This is a genomic window from Sporomusa intestinalis (assembly GCF_055383785.1).
The window spans coordinates 5,380,479-5,401,424 of record NZ_AP042390.1 but is presented as its reverse complement, the minus strand read 5'-3'; the positions used below and the strand labels follow the sequence as shown (position 1 = coordinate 5,401,424).

Genomic DNA, 20,946 nt, shown 5'->3' with positions numbered 1-20,946 from the left:
TTAATCCAGTTTTTGGAGTTTACGCCACAAAGTAGTGCGGTTAATTCCTAAGCGCTGGGCTGCTCTGGTATAATTATACCCTTCTTCTGCCAAAATTCTGTTAATCATTTGCTGTTCCACATTTGGCAGGCTATCAGTAGCCAGTACTTCTGATTCAGCTACTGTTACACTGGTGCTATTTAATAACGATTCGCGGATGCAGCTTTCTTCAATAAGATCTCCGGTGGCGAGTAGTACTGCCCGTTCCAGCATGTTGGCGAATTCCCGCACATTGCCGGGCCAGTGGTATCGCTTTAAAATTTTTATTACGCTATCGGTAATCCTAACACAGCGCCGGTGCTGCTGGTTAAATTTATCGATAAAGTATTCTGCCAAAAGCGGTATATCGGTGGGTCTTTCCCTAAGTGGCGGAACCTGTAAGCGTAGAATGTCCAGACGGTAATAGAGATCCTGGCGGAACTGTTTTCTCATGACCAGTTCATTCAAATTCTGATTGGTTGCCGCAATATACCGTACATCAATAGGGATCATCCTATCGCCCCCCAGCCGCATTACCTCCTTCTCCTGTAAAACTCTCAGCAGCCTGGACTGTAATACCAAATTCATTTCACTGATTTCATCAAGAAACAGCGTTCCATGGTGCGCAAGTTCAAGTAATCCAGGTTTGCCGCCTTTGCGTGCTCCGGTAAAGGCCCCCTCCTCATAGCCGAACAACTCGCTTTCCAGCAAATTTTCAGGCAACGCAGCACAATTCACAGCAACGAAAGGCCCATCCTTACATTTGCTCAGATTGTGAACACTCTGGGCAAACATTTCTTTACCACTACCTGATTCTCCGGTTATTAGCATAGTGGAATCGGTTATCCCATATTGCCAGGCCCTTAGTTTGGCTAACAAAATTGCTGGCGACATACCAATAATATTATCAATGGTAGTTTTCGCAATCAGGCCTTTGGCGTACAGTTTCTGCCTTATGTCCTGCTCGTAGCGTTGCAATTGCGTAACATCCTGGAAATTAGCAACTGCGCCCACTACTTTACCGCCAATTCTAATAGGGATACGTTTGGTGGCAATAACCTTGCTGTCGACATATTGGATGTCGCCAATTTCCGGCATGCCCAGGGCAACAACCTGCGGCAGCCGGGTGTTGGGGATAATCTCTGTCACCTGTTGGCCGATGGCCTGAGCCGCCGGGATTTGGAAAATATCCTCGGCCATGGGATTAAATATATTAATACGGGTAGTAGAATCGATAGAGATAATGCCATCAGTCGAACTTTCAATGATTGTCTTTAATAGCTCCGCTCTTTCTTGCTCCTGGCTTCGCACCTGCACAATCAATTGAGCTTCTTTTATAGCCTGGTAAACATTGTCTTCGCCGGACTGAATGAGGATGCCTTGCAGTCCCTCCTGGTCTGCAACCTGTACCGCAATCGAATCGCCAACAATAACACGGAGGCCCTCATTAGCCGCGCTCAGGATTTTCTCTCTCGCCTCGCTGTGGTTGTCCAGGGTTATTACCCGCAGTGACATCCCAAAGCAGTTGATAAGATCTTCACAGGGATTTATAACATTGGGGAATCCCGCTAGCCCAACTACCCCTTTTTTGAGCTTCACTTTACCTAAAGCTTTGAGCACGTCTAGCGAAGTTGTCCTAACCTCAATTACTGGCACGTTAATTTCCTGCGCAATTAATAAAGCGGTGCCGCTGCGGCTAATTATTACCTCGGCCCCATCCGCGACTGCCTGTTTTGCGGCGCACACCCCAGCTTTCAAGTCACCCAAAACAGCAATAACATCTGCCGGCCACTTGTTTGCTTGTTCCTCCACCACCTTCCGCGCAATCTGATGCAAATCTGAGAAAGGCGCAACTATGACAATTTTAGCATCTTGATACCTCCAATCGACCAGTCAAGAGAATCAAAAGATTGCCTCAGCATGAAAATGCAATTGAAAAAAAGTTTGCCGATAATTCAGTATATTAGCACAATAGTAATTACACCCAATTATTTAAAATCCTGCCACAAAACAGAATTTTCTTAAAATATTTTAAAAAAATTTGTTTCCCCTATTAAGGTCTGAAATTTCCTCGTCACATTTTAATTAACCGAAGCATAACTTTTTTGTGGGAAATTATTACGCCTAACGTACGGAACGAATATGCTTCATTTGTGTATTTGTTGTAAAAAATACAAGGGTGAGCACTAAGCAGGAATTTTATGGAAAGACTTAGAAGATGTTATATAAAACAGGAGGTTTAGAAAATTGATGGATAGCGCTAATACCGGAGTGAATGATGGCGATACAATCGAATTGCGGGCGATTACTCCTGAGCGGCTGCAGGATTTTTGTGCAATGCAGGAATTAGAATATATGATTTGGCATACGCCGCATACTTTGCCTTTACACCAGGTGATAACAGTAGCCAAAAATGGTGGAATTCTGGTAGGTGCTTTTGCTGACGGCCTGCTGGTGGGGCTTTTGTATAGTTTTCCCGGATATCTTAACCGGCAGCCTTATTTATGTTCTCATATGCTTGGGATACGGGAAGGCTGGCGCCACTGCGGAATCGGGCAAAAATTGAAGATTGCTCAGGCTGACGCAGCGAGAGCGGCAGGCTATTCCCTGGTTACCTGGACGTATGACCCTCTGGAATCAGTGAATGCCAATCTGAATATTTGTAAACTGGGAGCTGTTTGTTCGACATATATTGTCAATTGTTACGGGGAGATGGATGATAACCTCAATCAGGGGATGCCATCAGACCGTTTCCAAGTAGCCTGGTGGTTAGAGCAACCGAAAGAATTACTATTACCTTCAGGTAAAGAATGTCAGGTCATTCCCTGGCGGCTATATAGAGAGTGTCTGATTGAACCGGTAGGTGAGGCTGATCTGGCGCATGATCTTCTTGAGCAAGCGGTTCGTGTAACTGTGGCGATACCAGCGGACATACAGGCGATTAAGGTGCAGGATATAGCTTTGGCTAAAACCTGGCGAATGGTAACCAGACAGGCCTTTGTTTCCTTGTTTGATGCCGGCTGGGCCGTGGCCGGTTTCCAGCGGTTAGCTGGCGTTCCGGCTAATGAATATGTTCTGGTGCGCCAGGCGCAGCTGGGATTGCCCCAGCCGCCCTGGGGAAAAAATTAAAGAGAATAGGATGATGAAATTGCAATTAGCAGCTGTGACCTTACGGGCGATGAGAATGCGAATGAAAGCGCCTTTTACTACAAGTTTTGGGACAGAGTGGGATAAGGATTTTATACTGGTAGAAATCAAAGATGCCGAGGGACGTTCCGGCTGGGGCGAGGCCGTAGCGATGAAAGCGCCTTTATATAATGAAGAAACAGTAGGTACAGTTTGGCTAATGCTAAAGGAATTTCTTATTCCTTCCCTCCTGCGTCAGTCTCCCGGGCACCCCAGGGAAGTGGCCGATTTGTTCCGTCCCATCCGGCGAAATTATATGGCTAAGGCTGCTCTGGAAGGGGCTGTCTGGGACTTGTACGCCATAACGGAAAACATGCCCTTGTACCGGGTACTGGGAGGAGTCCGGACAGTAATTGATGTAGGCATAAGCCTGGGGATTGAAAGCACAGTTGATAAGTTGTTGGCGCAGATAGAAAAGTATGTGGCATACGGTTATAAAAGAATCAAAATTAAGATAAAACCTGGCTGGGACATTGATACTGTTGCTGCCGTCAGGCGGCGGTTTCCGTCAATTCAGCTTATGGCTGATGCCAATTCGGCTTATACACTGGCCGATTCGGCCCGCTTGGCCGCTCTGGACCAATATAATCTGATGATGATTGAGCAGCCTTTAGCCCATGATGATCTTATTGACCATGCTGTACTGCAAAAACAATTACAAACGCCTATTTGCCTTGATGAAAGTATTCATTCCGTAGCGGATGCCCGTAAGGCGCTGTCACTGGGCAGCGGCCGGATCATTAATATCAAGGTTGGCCGGGTGGGGGGGCTTACTGAGGCCAAAGCGATTCATGACTTATGCGCGGAGAAGGGTATACCGGTCTGGTGCGGCGGTATGCTTGAATCGGGGATTGGCCGGGCCCATAATATTGCCATTACCACTCTGCCCGGGTTTACTTTGCCTGGAGATACGGCTGCTTCCAGCCGGTATTGGGAAGAAGATCTGATCGAACCAGCGGTTGTTGTTCAGGATGGTATGATTCAGATACCTGACCGACCGGGTATTGGCTATGCTGTGCGCCGGGAGCGTATTGATAAATATACATTGTATAGTGAGACATTCCGGCCCTAACATACTTTGCCGGCGAGGCTATGGCAATGATTTGAGACCTGACTACCAATTTGACGGAGGCGATGCTGGCGTGGATATTAAGTCTAAGGTTATTGCGAATTACGAGGTGCTGCACCAAATGCCGGAGCTGGGGTTCGCGGAGCAGAGGACAGCTGCATTTTTAGCGTCAGGTTTGCGTCAGGCTGGCTATCAGGTTGCCGATCAAATTGGCGGGACTGGCGTAATTGGCAGGTTGAACGGCCAGCAGGCCGGGCCGGTAGTGGCAGTCAGGGCTGACATGGATGCTCTGGCGCATGCCGTAGAGGGGCGGGAAACAGCGATTCATTCCTGCGGGCATGATGCTAATTCATCTATGGTGCTGACTATGGCGCAGGCCATTGCCGCCAGGGGCCTTACGAAAGGCGCGTTAAAGATAATTTTTCAGCCGGCCGAAGAAACCTTGCAGGGCGCTCAAAGGATGATTGCGGCTGGTGCTACCGATGATGTGGATATACTTATTGGCATTCACTTACGGCCCAGCGAGGAAGCCCGGCTTGGCCAGGCGACTCCGGCTCTGTACCACGGGGCCAGTGCTATCATTGAGGCTGAAATCAACGGCGTTGCTGCTCATGGCGCCAGGCCTCATCTGGGGATTAATGCCATCGATGCGGCGGCGGCAGTGGTGCATGCTGTTAATGCGATCCATGTTAATCCCGCAGTGCCGGCCTCAGTCAAAGTAACAAAGCTGCATGCCGGCGGTCCCGCGCTTAACGCTGTTCCGGACCGGGCAGAACTGGCGCTGGATCTGCGGGCACAACAGAACCGGGTGATGGAGGTATTAATCACTAAGTCCAGGGGCGCGGTGGCTACTGCGTCGGCTTCGGTAGGGGCAACGGCGGTAACCAGGCTTAAGGGCTTAGTGCCGGCTGCAGAATATGATACTGCGCTTATTCATACAGCTGGAGAGGCAATTACGGAAATTTTAGGCCCCGCAGGACTGCTTGCGAATATTCATACCCCGGGGGGCGAAGATTTTCACTTTTATAAACAAGCAAAACCAATACTTAAAACCTGTTATATTGGCTTAGGCGGCGACTTGACGCCAGGCCTGCACCATCCGGCGATGCACTTTAACACCGAGGCGCTTGGTTACGGGACACGTATTCTGCTAAAGCTAATCGATAAGCTGCTGCTTTAGTCACACTATAGCTGCCGGTAGAGGAACAGGTGAAAAATAATTAGGTGCTGATCAAACGCAGATCACAGCCCGGTTAATTCTTTGTCTGCATGTAAAGCTGTTTACAGACTTTTATTGCATTTTAGGCTAAAATTAAAATGATAACCAACTGCCTGCGTATGATATGGTCGCCAACAGGTCCTGGCGTATGAACAGTCCTTGCTTAGACAATTAAACAGCCTGCCCCGACCAAGAAGCAGGCCGCTTTATAGTTAATCCAGATAGGGGAGAAGCAGTTTCTTCAAATTGTCCAGTTCTATAGGCATAATTTCAATCGGGACCTGAGTGTACTCAAAGAATTCTAATATCTGCTCATCTTCTATGGGGACCAGGCCGGCATCAAGCAGCAGAATGCGGTCATAAAAGCCAAAATTCTGCCTGGCATCAATACTGTCCCATTTAAGCTGTTCAATAAATATTTTGTGCCAGTTTGCAAGCCAGCCGCCTGTAATATAAAACGTCTTTGCCTGGTTATCCAGTTCTTTCAATCTATCACCAAGCAGGATTTCAATACAGTTTTTTGCAGGCAAGGTATTGCTGCCACAGTCTGCTGCAATGTTCTCTATATCCGGATGACACATGGTTCCGAACCCCAATAATATATCTTTACCGTTACCCATTTTTTGCAAGCCGGATTTAACCGCCGACTCCAGTTTTTTTAGATCCGCGTGCAAACCAGCTTCTACATATTGCACTTCAATATTTTTCTCTTGTAAAAGCTGCTCAACTTCAGTGCGTAGTATCTCACAGCATAAGAGTCTATTTGCCATTACAGTTGCCTCCCTGTTATCTTCTTGCTCTAATTATAGATGTCATTTGCAGCTAAGAATATAAAACATTTAACAGAGCCGGGAATTTAGTCGGAGGCACTGTGATGCGAATAAAGTAAATCGTAAGAGGGTCGGGGCATGTGTATGAGTAATAAAGGATGTTTATGCTTACGCGATAATATGTTGTTCGCCGGGTTAAGTATGGAAGTATTCAAGCATATCTGCTGGGCTGCTAATAAGCAGCAAATGCGAAAAGGACAAATTTTATTTCAACAGGGAGAAGCGGCAGATACTATTTATGTTATCAAAGACGGGCGTTTTAAAGTTCTGCGGATGACCGCAGACGGTAACGAGACAATTCTGCAAATTGTGGGCCCCGGTGAAATGCTGGGGGAGACAGCCTTGTTTCGCCCCAATGCCATGCAGGTGGCAACCGCAGTCGCGCTGGAAGAGGCTAAAGTCTGCAGTATTAACAGAGCCACATTTGAAAGTGTGATTAAAAAAGAACCTGCTTTGGCATTAGAGATTATTAGAAATCTAAATGACCGCCTGTATCATGTATGGGAGCAAATGTCTGAAGAAAACAGACAATCAACCCAGGAAAAAATACTGGGACTGATGATCCGGCTGGCCCGCGAGCATGGTGAGATTTGTGCCGACGGGACACGTATTACTATTTTTTTAACACAGCAGGAGATTGCTGCACTGGTGGGAGCCTCCAGGGTAATGGTTTCCCAGTCAATCAAAGAGTTAACGGCAAAAAATTATCTCTGCAGGGAAAATAGGTATTATATTCTAAAAAATAGATGTTTTTGACAATACTGTGTTAAATAGTTAATAGCAATATCCTCTTTTCCCAGAGTATTCTTGTATTAGTTACCCTAACCTAATACAAGGAGTGATAAACATGGACGCTAAATTGAATACGCTTGCCGTGCTTAGTCCTGAAGTGAAAGAAGTGGTTTTAGCATCGCCTTTCCTGGCTTTAGTATCTGTTTCCGGGCAGGGGGAGCCTCATTTGATTGTGGTGGGAAAAGTAAAACAGATCACAAATGAAGGCCAACTGGTTTTTGGTGTGTATAAGATGGAGAAAACGCAGCAAAATTTGCTGGAAACCGGTTGCCTGCAGGCGGTTGCAGTTGCAGGGCAGCAGGGGTACCGATTTACCGGCAAGGCCATAGTTCAGAACGGGGAACTGATATTTACAATACAAACAACGACGGCGTTGCTCTAAAGGAGTAGCACATTGAAGATACGGACAATCAGTAAGGCAATGCCCTGTCGTTGTTTACAACCGGCAGCAACAAACTTGCAAACCTATAGAAATTTTGTATTGAATGTTTTTAGAGTAAAGAGTATAATATTAATAATAATTTGATATATTCTTGCTTGTTACTCCAGGCTGTAAAAATTTTAAAAGGTTCTTAAAAAGGCTTTATTTGTCTAAACCAGGCAAATAGGGCCTTTTGGATATCCAAATAAGAACCGATAAAAAAACTTGTGTACTGCCAACAGAGACTTAAGCACAAAGGAGCGGAACTATGCCTATTAAAATTCCTAATAATTTACCGGCTGTCAACATCCTCGAAAAGGAAAATATTTTTGCAATGGACGAGGATCGCGCTTATGCGCAAGACATACGTCCGCTTCGGATCTTATTATTAAATCTGATGCCTACCAAAATAGTGACCGAGACACAATTGCTGCGGCTGCTGGGGAATTCTCCGCTGCAGGTGGAATTTGACTTCATATATACTGCTACCTATGAACCGAAAAATACTTCACAGGAGCATTTGGTTAAATTTTATGAAACCTTCAAGGATGTAAAAACACGTAAATATGACGGCATGATTATTACCGGCGCGCCAGTAGAGCAAATCCCTTTTGAAGAGGTCGTATATTGGAATGAACTTTGTGAGATCATGGACTGGAGCAGACGCAATGTTTATTCAACGCTTCATATTTGCTGGGGTGCCCAAGCCGCTTTATATCATCATTATGGAATACCTAAATATAACTTGGCCAACAAAATGTTTGGTGTTTTTCCTCATACTGTGAATATTAAAGAGAAAATGCTGTTTCGTGGTTTTGATGATATTTTCTATGTGCCTCATTCCCGGCATACAGAGGTGAGGCGAGAAGACATAAAAAAAATACCACAGTTATGTATATTGTCTGAATCACCGGAAGCCGGCATTTATGCAATCATTGATAAAAAACACCGGCATTTGTTTATTACCGGGCACTCTGAGTATGACCCGCTAACCCTTAAGGCTGAATATGACCGGGATGTCGCCCAAGGGCTGCCAATTAATGTTCCTGCCAATTATTATCCTAATGATGACCCACAGCAAACACCGGTAGTCCGTTGGCGCAGTGCGGCAAATTTGCTATTTTCAAACTGGCTGAATTATTATGTATATCAAGGTACGCCTTTTGACTTGGATAAATTGAATGACCCGGAAGACTTAAGCGGGCTTTATGGAGATGGTATTTAGAAAACAATACCACTGGCCGGCTGTGGCGCCGGGGCCCCGTTATAATCAGTACTAAGCCTATGGTCTTTGGGACTCAGGTATTTAAAAATTACCCACCCGTGATTGCCTTTATGCTCAACCTCAAGGTATTGGCCATCCGGCGATTTCCCATATACTTTAACCACATCGCCTAACCGTAACAAGCTGACAACAGTGCCTGACGGTGTTGGCTCGGAATAAATTTTTACCTGGTCGGTATTAGCTATTGCGGTAAAGACAAATAAAGTGAAAACCAACAGGATAAATTTTAAACTCTTCATGCTAACCTCCGTAATTGTTGTGATCATGTACGCTGGGGGTTTGGCATAATTTTTTTTTGCCTTTACATCTCATGTAAAGGCTTTTTTTCCGCCGGCGCAGCCTTGACCACATTATATTTTTTGTTTTTAATACAATGATTAATTTATCGGCCAGTATGTAGGGATTTGGCAATCCGGTGCGAATACATAAATATAGTTAAGCCTAATAAATATAATTCATAGAGCCTGGCGAAGTTCAGCCCGGGAAGAACACAGCGTATAAGGCTAACAACAGAAGAAAGGCAGGAACCCAATGATTGATCTGATTGAAGATTATAAGTATCTGTTGGCCCTCCATCTGCAAGATATTAGTAAACGCTACGGAATACTTTATTATGATGTGCTAAGAGGCAAAATGCCGGAGGAGGTTCAGGGCGTTTATGCCGAGAGCCTGGCCCGGGTGTTTGAATATATGAGCATTCGGCATGGCTTAGACATGAATGATATCATGGCAGTGCATGAGACAGTAATGGAAACGGCACTCACTGAATTTATTGCTATGGCTTTACACAACCCAATGCTGGATAATCCGCAAGCATTACATTGATTTGTCAGCAGGGATAGGTTTAGGACTATTGCTGATGGAAATGTAAGGAGGCTACATGGTTGCATACTAACATGGTTTATACAACGCGCATTGCCATTCTGGCCAGTGCAGCCGCTATTTTAATGGCGCTAGAACTGCCGGTTCTTCTTATGCCCGCTTTTTTAAAACTTGATTTTAGTGATATACCGGCTATCATTGGCGCCTTTGCATTAGGGCCGCTTGCAGGGGGGCTGATTGTATTGTTGAAAAATCTGATTCATTTAACCAGCACACAAACAGCCGGCATTGGCGAGATGGCAAATTTATTTGTGGGCACAGCGTTGGTAGTACCGGCTGCTATGGTTTATAAAGGCCAAAAAAACCGTACGGGTGCAATCGTGGCGCTGGTAACGGGAACGGTTTCAATGACACTGGCCGCAGCGGCGCTTAATTACTGGGTGTTGATCCCTTTGTATCAAATTGCCCTGCACTTGCCGCCAGAGGCAATCGTCAACATGGGCAGGGTGGCGAATCCGTTGATTATTGACTTAAAAACGTTTATTGTTTTTGCTATAGTGCCATTTAATTTATTTAAAGGGATTGTTGTTTCCATAATCACAATGCTGGTATATAAAAAAGTTTCTCCTGTTTTGCATTGACAGGGCTGTAAGGAGATTAATCATGACAGTAGGTAAGCCGGAAAAACTAAAGCCGGGTATTTACCGGCATTATAAAGGGCAGCAGTATCTGGTGATTGGTGAAGCTTCTCATAGTGAAACTCTTGAACCTATGGTGGTTTATCGGGCTTTATATGGAGAATTTGGTTTATGGGTCAGGCCGAAAACCATGTTTTGTGAATACCTTATAATTGAAGGCCGGGAAGTTCCCCGGTTTGCCCTGGAGTTAGCAACTGACTGATGTAAGCAAGAAAAATCACGGTTTGCCCGGGCCTTTGACATAGCGAAGCTATGCCGCTTATTCGGGAAAGTCGAGGTACAAAAAGCCGCCATTATGAATGGCGGCCACTTTTTTTGATTAGTTTGGCAAGACTCCTGGTCAGCCAGAAGGTTATGCAGATATGTCAATACTATTACCTAAATGAGACGGTGAAATCGGGGCAGTTGCTGCCGGGAGCAGTGCAAGCAGGCCCTGGTTTTGCGTGGAAGCCGTAGCCATGACTTTTTTCATTACTAAAATACCAGCCTGATTACTGATATTCGTTTGCGAAACCGCTGCGGAAAGCGCTGCAATGTCCATATTATTGCCTCCATTATAACTATATGTACAGTATACCTTTATATAGCAGTACAAGTCAATGCCGGTGAAGGTATTCTAATCCAAGCAAGCTGATTTAGTCTGGCAAATATTTTTTTGGTAATGTGGTTGCCCTGTAGCAGGAATATTTAAAAAAATAGCTAATATATGCACGTATAACTTAGTAAACCGGTTTCCTAAACCGGTTTACTAAAGAAGGGATGAGATGTAAATGATACCTAAATTAAATGTATTGCAGAAAATTATGGACGCCGGGGTGGTGGCTGTTGTACGGGCAGAGACCTCTGAACAAGCTGTGAAAATTGCTGACGCCTGCCTGAAAGGCGGGGTTGCCGCAATTGAGATTACTTTTACAGTGCCTGGTGCTGCTGAGGTAATTAAGGATCTTGCCGCTACTTATAAAAACGGTGAAATCATTATTGGCGCCGGTACAGTACTTGACCCGGAGACGGCCCGTGCCGCCATATTAGCTGGTGCCCAATATATTGTCAGCCCGTCCTTTAATCAGGAAACTGTCAAACTGTGCAATCGTTATCAAATACCGATCATGGCTGGCTGCATGACAATTAAAGAAATTGTTGAAGCGATGGAGGCCGGTACGGATATTATAAAATTATTCCCGGGCGAGGCATTGGGCGCATCTTTCGTCAAAGCCCTGAAGGGGCCGTTGCCGCAGGCGCCGGTTATGCCGACAGGTGGTGTCAGCCTTGAAAATGTGCAGGACTGGATTAAAGCCGGTTGTGTAGCTGTCGGGGTCGGCGGTAATTTGACTGCCGGTGCGAAAAAGGGGGATTATGCGTCGATTACCGAGATTGGCAGACAATTTATTGACAAAGTACGCCAGGCTCGTGGCAAATAAAATAAAAACTAATTAAGAGGTGGATATTTTGCAAAAGGTCGTTTGTTTTGGTGAAATTATGCTGCGTTTGGCACCGGTAGGGTATCAGCGATTTGAACAGACTCCCAGTTTTGAAGCCGTTTATGGCGGGGGAGAGGCAAATGTATGTGTATCACTGGCGAACTATGGGGAAGAAGCTGTATTTGTCACTAAGGTTCCGGAAAACCCCATCGGTCAGGCTGCTGTTAATGAAATGCGCCGCTATGGCGTTGATACCCGGTACATAGTCCGGGGCGGTGAACGGCTGGGAATCTATTTTTGTGAAAAAGGGGCTTCCCAACGCCCTTCCAAGGTAGTGTATGACCGTGCCCACTCTGCTATTTCCGGGGCAACGAGGGCAGACTTTGACTGGAAAAGGATCTTTGCGGGCGCAACCTGGTTCCATTTTACAGGGATTACGCCAGCTCTGGGGGATGGTGTTGCCGAGTGTGTGCTTGATGCCTGTAAAGCGGCTAAGGAAGCCGGCTTGACCACAAGCTGCGATCTTAACTTCCGCAAGAACCTGTGGACAAGTGAAAAAGCCGGTAAGGTTATGGCTCAGTTTATGCCCTATGTTGATGTGTGCATTGCCAACGAAGAAGATGCGGAAAAAGTATTCGGCATCAAGGCCGATAATACCGATATTACCGGCGGTAAGCTCAGCCATGAGGGATATAAGGATGTGGCTAAGAAGCTTAAAGAACGGTTTGGCTTTAAAGCGGTAGCCATTACTTTACGCGGCAGCATTTCAGCCTCTGATAATAACTGGGCGGCCATGCTGTATAAAGACGATGAATTCTATTTCTCCCGTAATTATGCCATCCACATCGTTGACCGTGTAGGTGGCGGCGATTCATTCGGCGGTGGCTTAATTCATGCGCTTATCAACAATTACTCTAATAGTGATGCCCTTGCGTTTGCAGTAGCCGCTTCCTGTCTTAAACATACAATTGAAGGTGACCATAACCATGTAACTGTCAGTGAAGTAAAAGCCCTGATGGCTGGCGATGGTTCAGGGCGCGTTCAGCGGTAAAGCAATGCCAGTTACTATTGCGGAGGTTGCCCGGAGAGCCGGTGTCTCCAAAAGTACGGTATCCCGTTATCTAAATGGCCTGTACGAGCATATGGGAGCAGATACCCGGGAGCGTATTGCCCAGGTCATTGCCGAACTTGATTACCGGCCCAATACGCTGGCACGCAGTCTGAAGCAAAAACGTACCCATACGATAGGCGCAATTGTGGCCAATATTTTAAATCCTTTTTCCACCAGCATCATCCGTGGAATTGAGGATACACTGCAAGAAGCGGGCTTTAATCTTATTTTATGTAATGCCGATGATGACCCGGTCAAAGAGCGGGACTATATTACTATGCTTGTTGATAAGCAGGTTGATGGGTTGATTATCAATACCACCAGCTGTAATAATTCTTTAATTGCCCAGGTAAATCAACAAACACCGGTTGTGCTTATTGACAGAAAGGTGCCAGAAATTAATTTAGATACGGTAACTGTCGATAGTGCCTGCGGTGTCAGACAGGCTATCGATCATATGGTGAGCCTTGGTCATTGCCGGATTGCCATGTTCACTTTGCCGTATGACCATATCAGTCCCCGTCTGGAACGGGTTCAGGCTTATCAGGCCGCTTTAGCCGGACACCGCTTGCTGTCCCGGGAAGAATGGCTGATACGTACTGGTGGGGATGAGGCCGATGTTACTGCCAAACTGCAGGCATTGTTAGCTGCAGGGCAGCGCGAGAGCAGTCCCACGGCAATTTTTTGTGCGAATAATCTGCTGACCATGGCGGTGGTTAGAGCCCTGAAAAAGATGCGGGTATCAATACCGGACCAAGTCAGCATACTTGGTTTTGATGACTGGGATTGGGCGGAACTTATTGAACCGCCAATTACTGTTGTTGCCCAGCCGGTTTACGCTATGGGCAATAAAGCGGCGCTCATGTTGATGAAACGCCTGAAAGCGCCGCGCATGTCTAAAAAGCCGGCAACAGTAATGTTTAAGCCGGAATTGATAAAGCGTAAATCATGTGGTGAGCAAGGCGCTGAATAAGTAAAAAGGTAAGTAATGCGCAAGGTGCGATTACTTACCTTTTTACCATTGCACAGACTGATAAAGTAGCGGTAAAGTCTTTAGGGTTACAGGTGTAAGATCCATGGGCAAAGTAGTGCGTGATTGGAAAAAACTTTAGTCCTAATATTGTGAATTGCTATGTTGCACATTGCGGGAAAAAACCTGCTATGATACAATTGTTTGTATAAAAATGTATCTAAAAATAGGACGAATGTAGGGGGAGTGACGGTTGATGAGCGATAAAATGTATGTGTTCCAGGTGCTGGTGGAACCTGAACCAGGCAAAAACCACGTTCAGATTAGTACTGAGATATTAGCTAAGGTAAGCCATATGGCAGCGGGCGAGGTCAATTCGGGGCTTCATATTGCAGTCATTGATAATGTCACTTTCCCCAGTCAGCTTTTATCGAAAGCAAGAAAGGCGTTTGCGATCAGTATTTGCACCCCGCAAGACCTGAGCCGTGACTGGCTGGTTCAACAGATTGGCGCTGACAGCAGCACGTTTAAACTAGTTGCCAGTAAAGATCCTTCATTAGTATATATTGAACGCTAAGGCAATAGAAAAGCTTTCCGGTGCTGCCGGAAAGCTTTTTATCTATCAGAAAACCTATTGTTAAGCAAAAATTATCCTGGTCTATTTTTATTTGCTTCTCATATACTGTTTATTGTGGAATTAATTTAGGAGGTGGCAGGATGTTGGTGCATATTCAATGCGGTGTGGTTATGGAAGTTGATCAGGAAGGTATTCATGTTTGCCCGAAATGCGGAAAAACGATTAAACCCCGGGTTTCGCGCAAGTAGCCGCAGCAGCGTTGACTGGTCTGGGGAATTTTGCTACACTAATACATACACATAATTTTGATATAAAGGGTGACAATATGCTGCATGAGTTTTCCCGGACCGAATTGTTAATCGGCGCAGAAGGCCTTCAAAAACTTAAACAAAGCAAAGTCGCCATTTTTGGCATCGGCGGAGTAGGCACCTTTGTTGCTGAAGGCCTGGTCCGTTCCGGTGTGGGCAAGTTTGTTCTGGTTGATGATGACTGTATTTGCCTTACAAATATTAACAGGCAATTGCATGCAACCAGAAAAACAATTGGTAAGTCTAAGGTTGAAATAATGCGCAGTCGCATTCTGGAAATAAACCCCAAGGCGGAAGTAACTGTTTTCCAGGAGTTTTATATGCCGGACAACGCCGCCAGACTGCTTGCCGATGATTACAGTTATATTGTAGATGCCATTGATACTGTCACCGGCAAGATCGATCTGGTAATGCAGGCTAAGTCCAGAAATATTCCGATCATCTCTTCCATGGGCGCCGGCAACAAACTGGACCCAACCAGGTTTGAAGTGGCAGATATTTTTAGTACTTCCGTTTGTCCGCTGGCCAAAGTAATGCGACAGGAACTGAGGAAGCGGGGCGTTGCTTCGTTAAAGGTAGTCTATTCTAAAGAGGAGCCGCTCAGACCTCTGGAAACGGAAAACTCAAGCTGTAGCACAGGCTGTGTCTGCCCTCAGGGAACAACGCGCAAGTGCACAACACGCCGCCAGATTCCGGGCAGTATCGCCTTTGTCCCCTCTGTAGCCGGTCTGATTATTGCCGGTGAAGTGGTTAAGGATATTGTTTTCCCCAGATTATAAAAGAAGCTTTATGGGCATCGCTCACCCATAAAGCTTCTTTGGTTTATTTGGCACTGCGGTTTTGGTTATATACTTCCCATGCGCTCATAATCTTTTGCCGGGAAAAATCCAGGCGTTTAGCAGTGACTTTGCTGCCGCTTCGCTCGTTTTCAGTTGCGAGATCATAGAGAGTATTATTGAGGGAAGATACGATTGCTGTCAGCAGGTCGTGCACCGGATCTTTATCTGATTCCATAACTGAGGCCTCCATTTTTTCCAGGGATAGATTGCCGGCCAAGCGGCAGGGGGACTGTTGCTACCTTTCCTTTGCCTATTGGGATTATAGCCGGATATCTGTAGAAAAGCAACAAAAATTTATGTTGTCCTGAATTGTAGAAAACTTAATTTTCCGACATCGTTGCAAGGTATTGCAGGACTGTTTTAACTATGTTATAGTGTGATAAACAGTATTTGATTTCAGCAATGAAGCTATGGAGCAATTTTCTGCCCGTAGTTTTTTTATTTTTATCAACAGAATAGATTCAAAAGCAATGAGGCTTACCGCATTCACCAACGCGGTAAGCCTTGTCTTTTTTACAACCAATATAAGGAGGTGATCGCTTTCGTGCATAATAAAAGACTTCACGGGTATTGCGAGTACCCGTGAAGCCGGGGCAACATCACATCCCCAAGTGACGGCAAGGGTTTATTGACATGCCCATCTACATTATATTCTACACACCAACATTTTTCAACATAAACCCGGATGCCAGTTATCTCATTATTTAACAAAGGGAGGATTTTTTAAATGAGACAGGTTGCTATTTATGGTAAAGGCGGTATAGGAAAATCAACTACAACCCAAAACACAGTGGCAGCATTGGCCGAGGCCGGGAAACACATAATGGTGGTTGGCTGTGACCCGAAGGCTGACTCAACCCGGTTGCTGCTAAACGGACTTTGTCAAAAGACCGTACTTGATACACTGCGTGACGAAGGCGACGATATTGATCTTGATGATATTTTAAAGCCAGGGTTTAAAAATACCATGTGTGTTGAATCAGGTGGTCCTGAACCCGGGGTAGGCTGCGCTGGCCGCGGCATCATTACCTCTATCAATATGCTGGAATCGCTGGGTGCATATACTTCCGACCTTGATTATGTGTTTTACGACGTATTAGGTGACGTTGTCTGCGGCGGTTTTGCAATGCCAATCCGTGAAGGCAAAGCCGAAGAAATATATATTGTAGCATCAGGTGAGTTAATGGCCCTTTATGCTGCCAACAACATTGCCAAGGGTATTCAAAAGTATGCTGCATCAGGTAAAGTCCGGCTTGGCGGCATCATCTGCAACAGCCGGAAGGTAGATAATGAATTACCGCTGTTAAAGGCATTTGCCGAAGAGCTTGGCTCGCAGCTCATTTACTTTGTGCCGCGGGATAATGTTGTCCAACGGGCGGAAATCAATAAGAAAACAGTTGTTCACTTTGAACCTGAGGCTGGTCAAGCCGAGGAATACCGTAACCTGGCAAAAGCCATTGACGAAAACAGAATGTTTGTAGTTCCTAAACCTATGACGCAGGATCGTCTGGAAGAACTGATGATGCAGCACGGTTTTCTTGATGCCATCGCCTAAGCCTGACCGACGATAAAATGAGGAGTGAGTATTGTGATATTAATTAGAGCAATCATCAGACCGGACAAAAAAGACGAGGTATTGGCCGCGCTGTCAGCAGCCGGATTCAACGCGGTTACCGTTGTCGACGTCGTCGGCCGAGGTAAACAAAAGGGCATCAAAATTGGCGGTGTCGTCTATGATGAAATCCCCAAAAGCCTATTATTGATGGCTGTGCGGGCCGAATACAAACAGGAAATTGTTAAAGTAATCATGGAGGCAGCGAAAACCGGAGAAAAAGGTGCTTACGGTGACGGTAAAATTTTCGTCAGCCCTGTTTCCGAGGTATACACTGTATCGAGCGGCATGAAAGAGCTGTAAAGGAGGGTGACACCATGAAAGAGATCATTGCCATCGTGCGCATGAATAAAACAGGCGCTACGAAGAAAGCTCTTGTAGACGCTGGCGTGGCCGGTTTCACCGCCTTTAAGGTAATGGGCCGTGGCCAATTAGTCGATGACCCGGCGATTGTAGCCGAGCGAAAAGCCAAAATGATGGCGCTGGCCGGTGCAGACGAACAGGATGCGGAGATGTTAATTGACGGTTTTCTTGACGGGCACCGATTGTTTCCGCGGCGGCTGTTCACTATTCTGGCTCACGATGAAGACGCCGACACCATCATTGAGGCGATCATGGCGGCAAACCGTACCGAAAACGGAGTAGGTGACGGCAAAATTATCGTAGTACCTATGTTGGACGCAATTCGGGTTCGCACTGGCGAATCAGGTGAAGAAGCAGTATAAATAGCAAAGGGCAAAGGGGGTAAAGCAGCATGGCTGTTACTGAAAAACAATTACAGGAAATACTTGACCAATATCCGGCCAAAGTTCAGAAAAACCGGAAAAAGCATATTTTGATTAAGGACGGCGAGCAAGGAGCTCAAATCATTGAAGCCAATACACGTACAGTGCCTGGTATAATCACAAACCGCGGCTGTGCCTATGCCGGCTGTAAAGGCGTAGTGCTTGGCCCGCTGAAGGATATGGTTCATATTACCCATGGCCCGATCGGGTGTGCTTACTATACCTGGGGCACACGCCGCAATAAGGCAAAAAACGATGATCCCAGCCAGTATTTTCTTAACTATAGCTTTTCTACTGATATGCAGGAAAGCGACATCGTATTTGGCGGTGAAAAGAAGCTGGCTAAGGTCATTGATGACGTAGTGGAGATTTTTCATCCCAAAGCGATTACCGTATCGGCTACTTGTCCGGTAGGGCTCATCGGTGATGATGTGGGGGCAGTGGCTAAAGCCGCTGAAGGCCGCCACGGTATTCCGGTACTGTCTTTTAGCTGTGAAGGCTATAAAGGTGTCAGTCAGTCTGCCGGCCACCATATCGCTAATAATATTCTTATGGATAAGGTCATTGGTGCATCTGATGTAGAAGAGGCCTCTGGCAAATATGCAATCAATATTCTGGGAGAATATAACATTGGCGGCGACAGCTGGGAAATTGAACGCGTGCTCAAAGAAATCGGCTATACTGTCGTATCGGTTATGACCGGGGACGGAACTTACAAGGATTTAAGAAATGCCCATACGGCTGAGCTTAATCTGGTGCAATGCCATCGTTCCATCAACTATATTGCGGAAATGCTGGAGACTAAATATGGCACACCCTGGCTTAAAGTTAATTTTATCGGTATCCAGGGCACAACCGACTCTCTCCGGAATATGGCTTTGTATTTTGGCGATGAGGCGCTTATCCGGAAAACGGAGGAAGTAATTGCCAGGGAAGTGACGCGCATTGAACCCTTGCTGGATCAATATAAAAAGATTTGCGACGGCAAAACAGCTTTTTGTTTTGTGGGAGGCTCCCGCGGCCATCACTACCAGGGGCTTTTCTCTGAGCTGGGGATTGAAACCGTGTTGGCCGGGTATGAATTCGCCCATCGGGACGACTATGAGGGGCGGGAAGTCATTCCCACAATTAAGACCGATGCTGACTCAAAGAATATTCCCGAGCTGCATGTTACTGCCGATGAGCGGCGTTTTCGGCTGAAGGTATCGCCGGCCAAGATGGAAGAACTGAAAAAGAAAATTCCTCTCAGCTATTATGCAGGTATGAATGCCGAAATGAAAGACGGCAGCATTATTGTTGACGATCTCAATCATTTTGAGACCGAAGAATTCATTAAAATCCTGAAACCGGATATTTTCGCATCAGGTATTAAAGATAAATATGTGATTCAAAAAATGGGTATCCCGGCGAAACAACTCCATTCTTATGATTATAGCGGCCCTTATGCCGGTTTCAACGGTGCTGTAAACTTTGCCAGGGATGTTAGCATGGGTTTTGCTTCCCCTACCTGGAACTTCATAGTGCCGCCATGGCAGGATGAACCTCTGCTCAGCGGTACTGTAAACGAGGAAGGAGTGGCCTGATATGCTGGATTGTACACCAAAAGAGATGAAACAACGTCACGGCGCAGTCATTAACCCGGCTAAAACCTGCCAGCCTATTGGCGCCATGTATGCTGCCCTTGGCATTCATGGTTGCCTGCCCCACAGCCACGGGTCGCAAGGCTGCTGCTCTTTCCATCGCATGCACCTGTCCCGGCATTTCCGGGAGCCGGCGATGGCTTCCACCTCAAGCTTCACAGAAGGCGCTTCGGTGTTTGGCGGTGGTGCGAACTTGAAAACGGCGATTAAAAATGTTTTCTCGATATATAACCCTGACATTATGGCTATTCATACTACCTGCCTAACGGAAACGATCGGCGATGACATACCCAGTATTATTAAATCAGCCGAGGTGCCTGAAGGTAAGCTGGTTATCCATGCCAATACCCCGAGTTATCAGGGTTCTCATATTACGGGTTTCTCCAATATGACTAAAGGGATGGTTACCTATATTGCCGAAAGTGCTTCAGCGGTAAAAAAAGAGCAGGCTAATATCATTCCCGGATTTGTTAATCCCGGTGATATGCGGGAAATAAAACGTATAGTCAAGGCTATGGGGATTAAATTAATTATGTTCCCAGACACCTCAGGCGTTATGGATGCACCGATGACCGGGAAGTTTGCCATGTATCCCAAAGGCGGTGCTACCATAGCTCAGATTAAAGACAGCGGCAACTCCAAAATAACGCTGGCCTTAGGACGGTTTGCGTCCAGTGATGCGGCAGACGCGCTGACCAAGAAATGTCAGGTGCCGGCAGCAGTGCTTAAGACGCCGATTGGTATCAAGGCAACTGATGCGTTGCTCTTATCCCTGCGCCGGACTTTTGCCCAGGAAGTGCCGGCAGAGCTGGAAGAGGAACGCGGTCAGTTAGTCGATATTATGACTGACACCCACTTTCATTTCCATGGTAAATCAGTAGCCATTTTCGGTGATCCTGATATGGTTACCGGCCTGACTGAATTCGTGCTCAGTCTGGGAATGGTGCCCCTGCACATTCTGACCGGTACGCCGGGAGGGGCTATGGGTTCAGCAGTAGGCAGCTTTGAAGAGGATATTAATGAGCTTTTGCGCCAAGCCGGGATTAGCGCTAACGTCAAAGCCGGCGGTGATTTATTTACACTGCATCAGTGGATCAAGAATCAGCCGGTTGATCTTATCATCGGCAATACCTACGGAAAGTATATTGCCCGGGCCGAGGATATTCCCTTAGTACGGGTTGGGTTCCCGGTTCTGGACCGCAGTGTTCATTCTTATTTGCCGGTTGTTGGCTACCGGGGCGCTATGCGTCTGATCGAAAATATTAGCGGGGCCTTGTTAGAGCGGGCTGACCGTGATGCTGCTGATGAAGATTTTGAACTTGTTATGTAAATAGTTGGGGGTGAAG

The 20,946-nt window shown here is 46.2% G+C and carries 24 protein-coding genes; 19 read left to right on the top strand and 5 right to left on the bottom strand.

Annotated elements, in window-relative coordinates:
- Complete coding sequence (locus tag ACZ481_RS25030; protein WP_464768057.1) at positions 1–1,854, bottom strand: sigma 54-interacting transcriptional regulator; 1,854 nt, start codon at positions 1,852–1,854, stop codon at positions 1–3.
- Positions 1,855–2,265: 411 nt separating this feature from the next.
- Between ACZ481_RS25030 and ACZ481_RS25025 the strand changes: the two genes are divergently transcribed.
- From ACZ481_RS25025 to ACZ481_RS25015, 3 genes are all read left to right on the top strand, one after another.
- On the top strand, positions 2,266–3,147 hold the full coding sequence (locus ACZ481_RS25025; protein ID WP_464768056.1) for a hypothetical protein: 882 nt from the start codon (positions 2,266–2,268) through the stop codon (positions 3,145–3,147).
- A gap of 10 nt (positions 3,148–3,157) precedes the next feature.
- The gene (menC, locus tag ACZ481_RS25020; RefSeq protein WP_464768055.1) at positions 3,158–4,276 is read left to right on the top strand and encodes an o-succinylbenzoate synthase; all 1,119 of its coding nucleotides are present in this window, start codon (positions 3,158–3,160) and stop codon (positions 4,274–4,276) included.
- Positions 4,277–4,346: 70 nt separating this feature from the next.
- On the top strand, positions 4,347–5,453 hold the full coding sequence (locus ACZ481_RS25015; protein ID WP_464768054.1) for an amidohydrolase: 1,107 nt from the start codon (positions 4,347–4,349) through the stop codon (positions 5,451–5,453).
- A gap of 251 nt (positions 5,454–5,704) precedes the next feature.
- On the opposite strand, the gene ACZ481_RS25010 is transcribed toward ACZ481_RS25015, so the two are convergent.
- On the bottom strand, positions 5,705–6,262 hold the full coding sequence (locus tag ACZ481_RS25010) for a DUF1638 domain-containing protein (protein WP_464768053.1): 558 nt from the start codon (positions 6,260–6,262) through the stop codon (positions 5,705–5,707).
- Between the two features lie 144 nt (positions 6,263–6,406).
- Between ACZ481_RS25010 and ACZ481_RS25005 the strand changes: the two genes are divergently transcribed.
- The 3 genes from ACZ481_RS25005 to metA all read left to right on the top strand — a co-directional run bounded on the left by ACZ481_RS25005 (position 6,407) and on the right by metA (position 8,760).
- Positions 6,407–7,078, top strand: a complete 672-nt coding sequence (locus tag ACZ481_RS25005) for a Crp/Fnr family transcriptional regulator (RefSeq protein WP_464768052.1) — start codon at positions 6,407–6,409, stop codon at positions 7,076–7,078.
- A 91-nt stretch (positions 7,079–7,169) separates the two neighbouring features.
- The gene (locus ACZ481_RS25000) at positions 7,170–7,496 is read left to right on the top strand and encodes a hypothetical protein (RefSeq protein WP_464768051.1); all 327 of its coding nucleotides are present in this window, start codon (positions 7,170–7,172) and stop codon (positions 7,494–7,496) included.
- Between the two features lie 307 nt (positions 7,497–7,803).
- Entirely contained in the window at positions 7,804–8,760 is a 957-nt protein-coding gene (metA, locus tag ACZ481_RS24995) for a homoserine O-acetyltransferase MetA (RefSeq protein WP_464768050.1), read from the top strand.
- Here metA and ACZ481_RS24990 read toward each other — a convergent pair.
- Positions 8,757–9,059 carry an SH3 domain-containing protein gene (locus tag ACZ481_RS24990; protein ID WP_464768049.1) on the bottom strand — a complete coding sequence of 101 codons (303 nt, stop codon included), beginning with the start codon at positions 9,057–9,059 and terminating at the stop codon, positions 8,757–8,759. The two genes, metA and ACZ481_RS24990, sit on opposite strands and share 4 nt — an antisense overlap.
- Before the next feature lie 292 nt (positions 9,060–9,351).
- On the opposite strand from ACZ481_RS24990, the gene ACZ481_RS24985 reads away from it, so the two are divergent.
- The 3 genes from ACZ481_RS24985 to ACZ481_RS24975 are packed head-to-tail and all read left to right on the top strand — an operon-like array spanning position 9,352 to position 10,542.
- Complete coding sequence (locus ACZ481_RS24985; protein WP_464768048.1) at positions 9,352–9,645, top strand: hypothetical protein; 294 nt, start codon at positions 9,352–9,354, stop codon at positions 9,643–9,645.
- Between the two features lie 59 nt (positions 9,646–9,704).
- Positions 9,705–10,283, top strand: a complete 579-nt coding sequence (locus ACZ481_RS24980) for an ECF transporter S component (protein ID WP_464768047.1) — start codon at positions 9,705–9,707, stop codon at positions 10,281–10,283.
- A 22-nt stretch (positions 10,284–10,305) separates the two neighbouring features.
- Entirely contained in the window at positions 10,306–10,542 is a 237-nt protein-coding gene (locus ACZ481_RS24975; protein ID WP_464768046.1) for a DUF1653 domain-containing protein, read from the top strand.
- Between the two features lie 150 nt (positions 10,543–10,692).
- Here the strand turns inward: ACZ481_RS24975 and ACZ481_RS24970 are convergent, their stop codons facing one another.
- On the bottom strand, positions 10,693–10,881 hold the full coding sequence (locus ACZ481_RS24970) for a YjfB family protein (protein ID WP_464768045.1): 189 nt from the start codon (positions 10,879–10,881) through the stop codon (positions 10,693–10,695).
- Positions 10,882–11,110: 229 nt separating this feature from the next.
- Here ACZ481_RS24970 and ACZ481_RS24965 point away from each other — a divergent pair, with 229 nt between their 5' ends.
- The 5 genes from ACZ481_RS24965 (at position 11,111) to ACZ481_RS24945 (ending at position 15,503) form a co-directional block, all read left to right on the top strand.
- Positions 11,111–11,758 carry a bifunctional 4-hydroxy-2-oxoglutarate aldolase/2-dehydro-3-deoxy-phosphogluconate aldolase gene (locus ACZ481_RS24965; RefSeq protein ID WP_464768044.1) on the top strand — a complete coding sequence of 216 codons (648 nt, stop codon included), beginning with the start codon at positions 11,111–11,113 and terminating at the stop codon, positions 11,756–11,758.
- A 28-nt stretch (positions 11,759–11,786) separates the two neighbouring features.
- Entirely contained in the window at positions 11,787–12,809 is a 1,023-nt protein-coding gene (locus ACZ481_RS24960; protein WP_464768043.1) for a PfkB family carbohydrate kinase, read from the top strand.
- Positions 12,810–12,813: 4 nt separating this feature from the next.
- The gene (locus ACZ481_RS24955; protein WP_464768042.1) at positions 12,814–13,842 is read left to right on the top strand and encodes a LacI family DNA-binding transcriptional regulator; all 1,029 of its coding nucleotides are present in this window, start codon (positions 12,814–12,816) and stop codon (positions 13,840–13,842) included.
- 253 nt (positions 13,843–14,095) lie between these two features.
- Complete coding sequence (locus ACZ481_RS24950; RefSeq protein WP_464768041.1) at positions 14,096–14,416, top strand: hypothetical protein; 321 nt, start codon at positions 14,096–14,098, stop codon at positions 14,414–14,416.
- Positions 14,417–14,741: 325 nt separating this feature from the next.
- Entirely contained in the window at positions 14,742–15,503 is a 762-nt protein-coding gene (locus ACZ481_RS24945; protein WP_464768040.1) for a tRNA threonylcarbamoyladenosine dehydratase, read from the top strand.
- Positions 15,504–15,546: 43 nt separating this feature from the next.
- Here the strand turns inward: ACZ481_RS24945 and ACZ481_RS24940 are convergent, their stop codons facing one another.
- Positions 15,547–15,738 (bottom strand): hypothetical protein, encoded by a 192-nt coding sequence (locus ACZ481_RS24940; protein ID WP_464768039.1) that lies wholly within the window; start codon positions 15,736–15,738, stop codon positions 15,547–15,549.
- Between the two features lie 552 nt (positions 15,739–16,290).
- Between ACZ481_RS24940 and nifH the strand changes: the two genes are divergently transcribed.
- From nifH to nifK, 5 genes are read left to right on the top strand one after another with little or no spacing between them, the layout of a single operon-like run.
- The gene (nifH, locus tag ACZ481_RS24935; protein ID WP_464768038.1) at positions 16,291–17,118 is read left to right on the top strand and encodes a nitrogenase iron protein; all 828 of its coding nucleotides are present in this window, start codon (positions 16,291–16,293) and stop codon (positions 17,116–17,118) included.
- 33 nt (positions 17,119–17,151) lie between these two features.
- Complete coding sequence (locus tag ACZ481_RS24930; protein ID WP_144352173.1) at positions 17,152–17,478, top strand: P-II family nitrogen regulator; 327 nt, start codon at positions 17,152–17,154, stop codon at positions 17,476–17,478.
- Between the two features lie 14 nt (positions 17,479–17,492).
- Complete coding sequence (locus ACZ481_RS24925) at positions 17,493–17,900, top strand: P-II family nitrogen regulator (RefSeq protein ID WP_464768037.1); 408 nt, start codon at positions 17,493–17,495, stop codon at positions 17,898–17,900.
- Positions 17,901–17,929: 29 nt separating this feature from the next.
- Entirely contained in the window at positions 17,930–19,543 is a 1,614-nt protein-coding gene (nifD, locus tag ACZ481_RS24920; protein ID WP_464768036.1) for a nitrogenase molybdenum-iron protein alpha chain, read from the top strand.
- A gap of 1 nt (position 19,544) precedes the next feature.
- Positions 19,545–20,930, top strand: a complete 1,386-nt coding sequence (nifK, locus tag ACZ481_RS24915; RefSeq protein ID WP_464768035.1) for a nitrogenase molybdenum-iron protein subunit beta — start codon at positions 19,545–19,547, stop codon at positions 20,928–20,930.
- Positions 20,931–20,946: the final 16 nt, after the last annotated feature.

What these genes read in the sequence shown, in the direction of transcription:
- menC (WP_464768055.1), top strand. Translation starts at nt 3,158, where the DNA reads ATGATGAAATTGCAATTAGCAGCTGTGACCTTACGGGCGATGAGAATG.
- ACZ481_RS25010 (WP_464768053.1), bottom strand. Translation starts at nt 6,262, where the DNA reads ATGGCAAATAGACTCTTATGCTGTGAGATACTACGCACTGAAGTTGAG.
- ACZ481_RS25005 (WP_464768052.1), top strand. Translation starts at nt 6,407, where the DNA reads ATGAGTAATAAAGGATGTTTATGCTTACGCGATAATATGTTGTTCGCC.
- ACZ481_RS25000 (WP_464768051.1), top strand. Translation starts at nt 7,170, where the DNA reads ATGGACGCTAAATTGAATACGCTTGCCGTGCTTAGTCCTGAAGTGAAA.
- metA (WP_464768050.1), top strand. Translation starts at nt 7,804, where the DNA reads ATGCCTATTAAAATTCCTAATAATTTACCGGCTGTCAACATCCTCGAA.
- ACZ481_RS24990 (WP_464768049.1), bottom strand. Translation starts at nt 9,059, where the DNA reads ATGAAGAGTTTAAAATTTATCCTGTTGGTTTTCACTTTATTTGTCTTT.
- ACZ481_RS24985 (WP_464768048.1), top strand. Translation starts at nt 9,352, where the DNA reads ATGATTGATCTGATTGAAGATTATAAGTATCTGTTGGCCCTCCATCTG.
- ACZ481_RS24975 (WP_464768046.1), top strand. Translation starts at nt 10,306, where the DNA reads ATGACAGTAGGTAAGCCGGAAAAACTAAAGCCGGGTATTTACCGGCAT.
- ACZ481_RS24970 (WP_464768045.1), bottom strand. Translation starts at nt 10,881, where the DNA reads ATGGACATTGCAGCGCTTTCCGCAGCGGTTTCGCAAACGAATATCAGT.
- ACZ481_RS24965 (WP_464768044.1), top strand. Translation starts at nt 11,111, where the DNA reads ATGATACCTAAATTAAATGTATTGCAGAAAATTATGGACGCCGGGGTG.
- ACZ481_RS24955 (WP_464768042.1), top strand. Translation starts at nt 12,814, where the DNA reads ATGCCAGTTACTATTGCGGAGGTTGCCCGGAGAGCCGGTGTCTCCAAA.
- ACZ481_RS24950 (WP_464768041.1), top strand. Translation starts at nt 14,096, where the DNA reads ATGAGCGATAAAATGTATGTGTTCCAGGTGCTGGTGGAACCTGAACCA.
- ACZ481_RS24945 (WP_464768040.1), top strand. Translation starts at nt 14,742, where the DNA reads ATGCTGCATGAGTTTTCCCGGACCGAATTGTTAATCGGCGCAGAAGGC.
- ACZ481_RS24940 (WP_464768039.1), bottom strand. Translation starts at nt 15,738, where the DNA reads ATGGAATCAGATAAAGATCCGGTGCACGACCTGCTGACAGCAATCGTA.
- nifH (WP_464768038.1), top strand. Translation starts at nt 16,291, where the DNA reads ATGAGACAGGTTGCTATTTATGGTAAAGGCGGTATAGGAAAATCAACT.
- ACZ481_RS24925 (WP_464768037.1), top strand. Translation starts at nt 17,493, where the DNA reads ATGAAAGAGATCATTGCCATCGTGCGCATGAATAAAACAGGCGCTACG.
- nifD (WP_464768036.1), top strand. Translation starts at nt 17,930, where the DNA reads ATGGCTGTTACTGAAAAACAATTACAGGAAATACTTGACCAATATCCG.
- nifK (WP_464768035.1), top strand. Translation starts at nt 19,545, where the DNA reads ATGCTGGATTGTACACCAAAAGAGATGAAACAACGTCACGGCGCAGTC.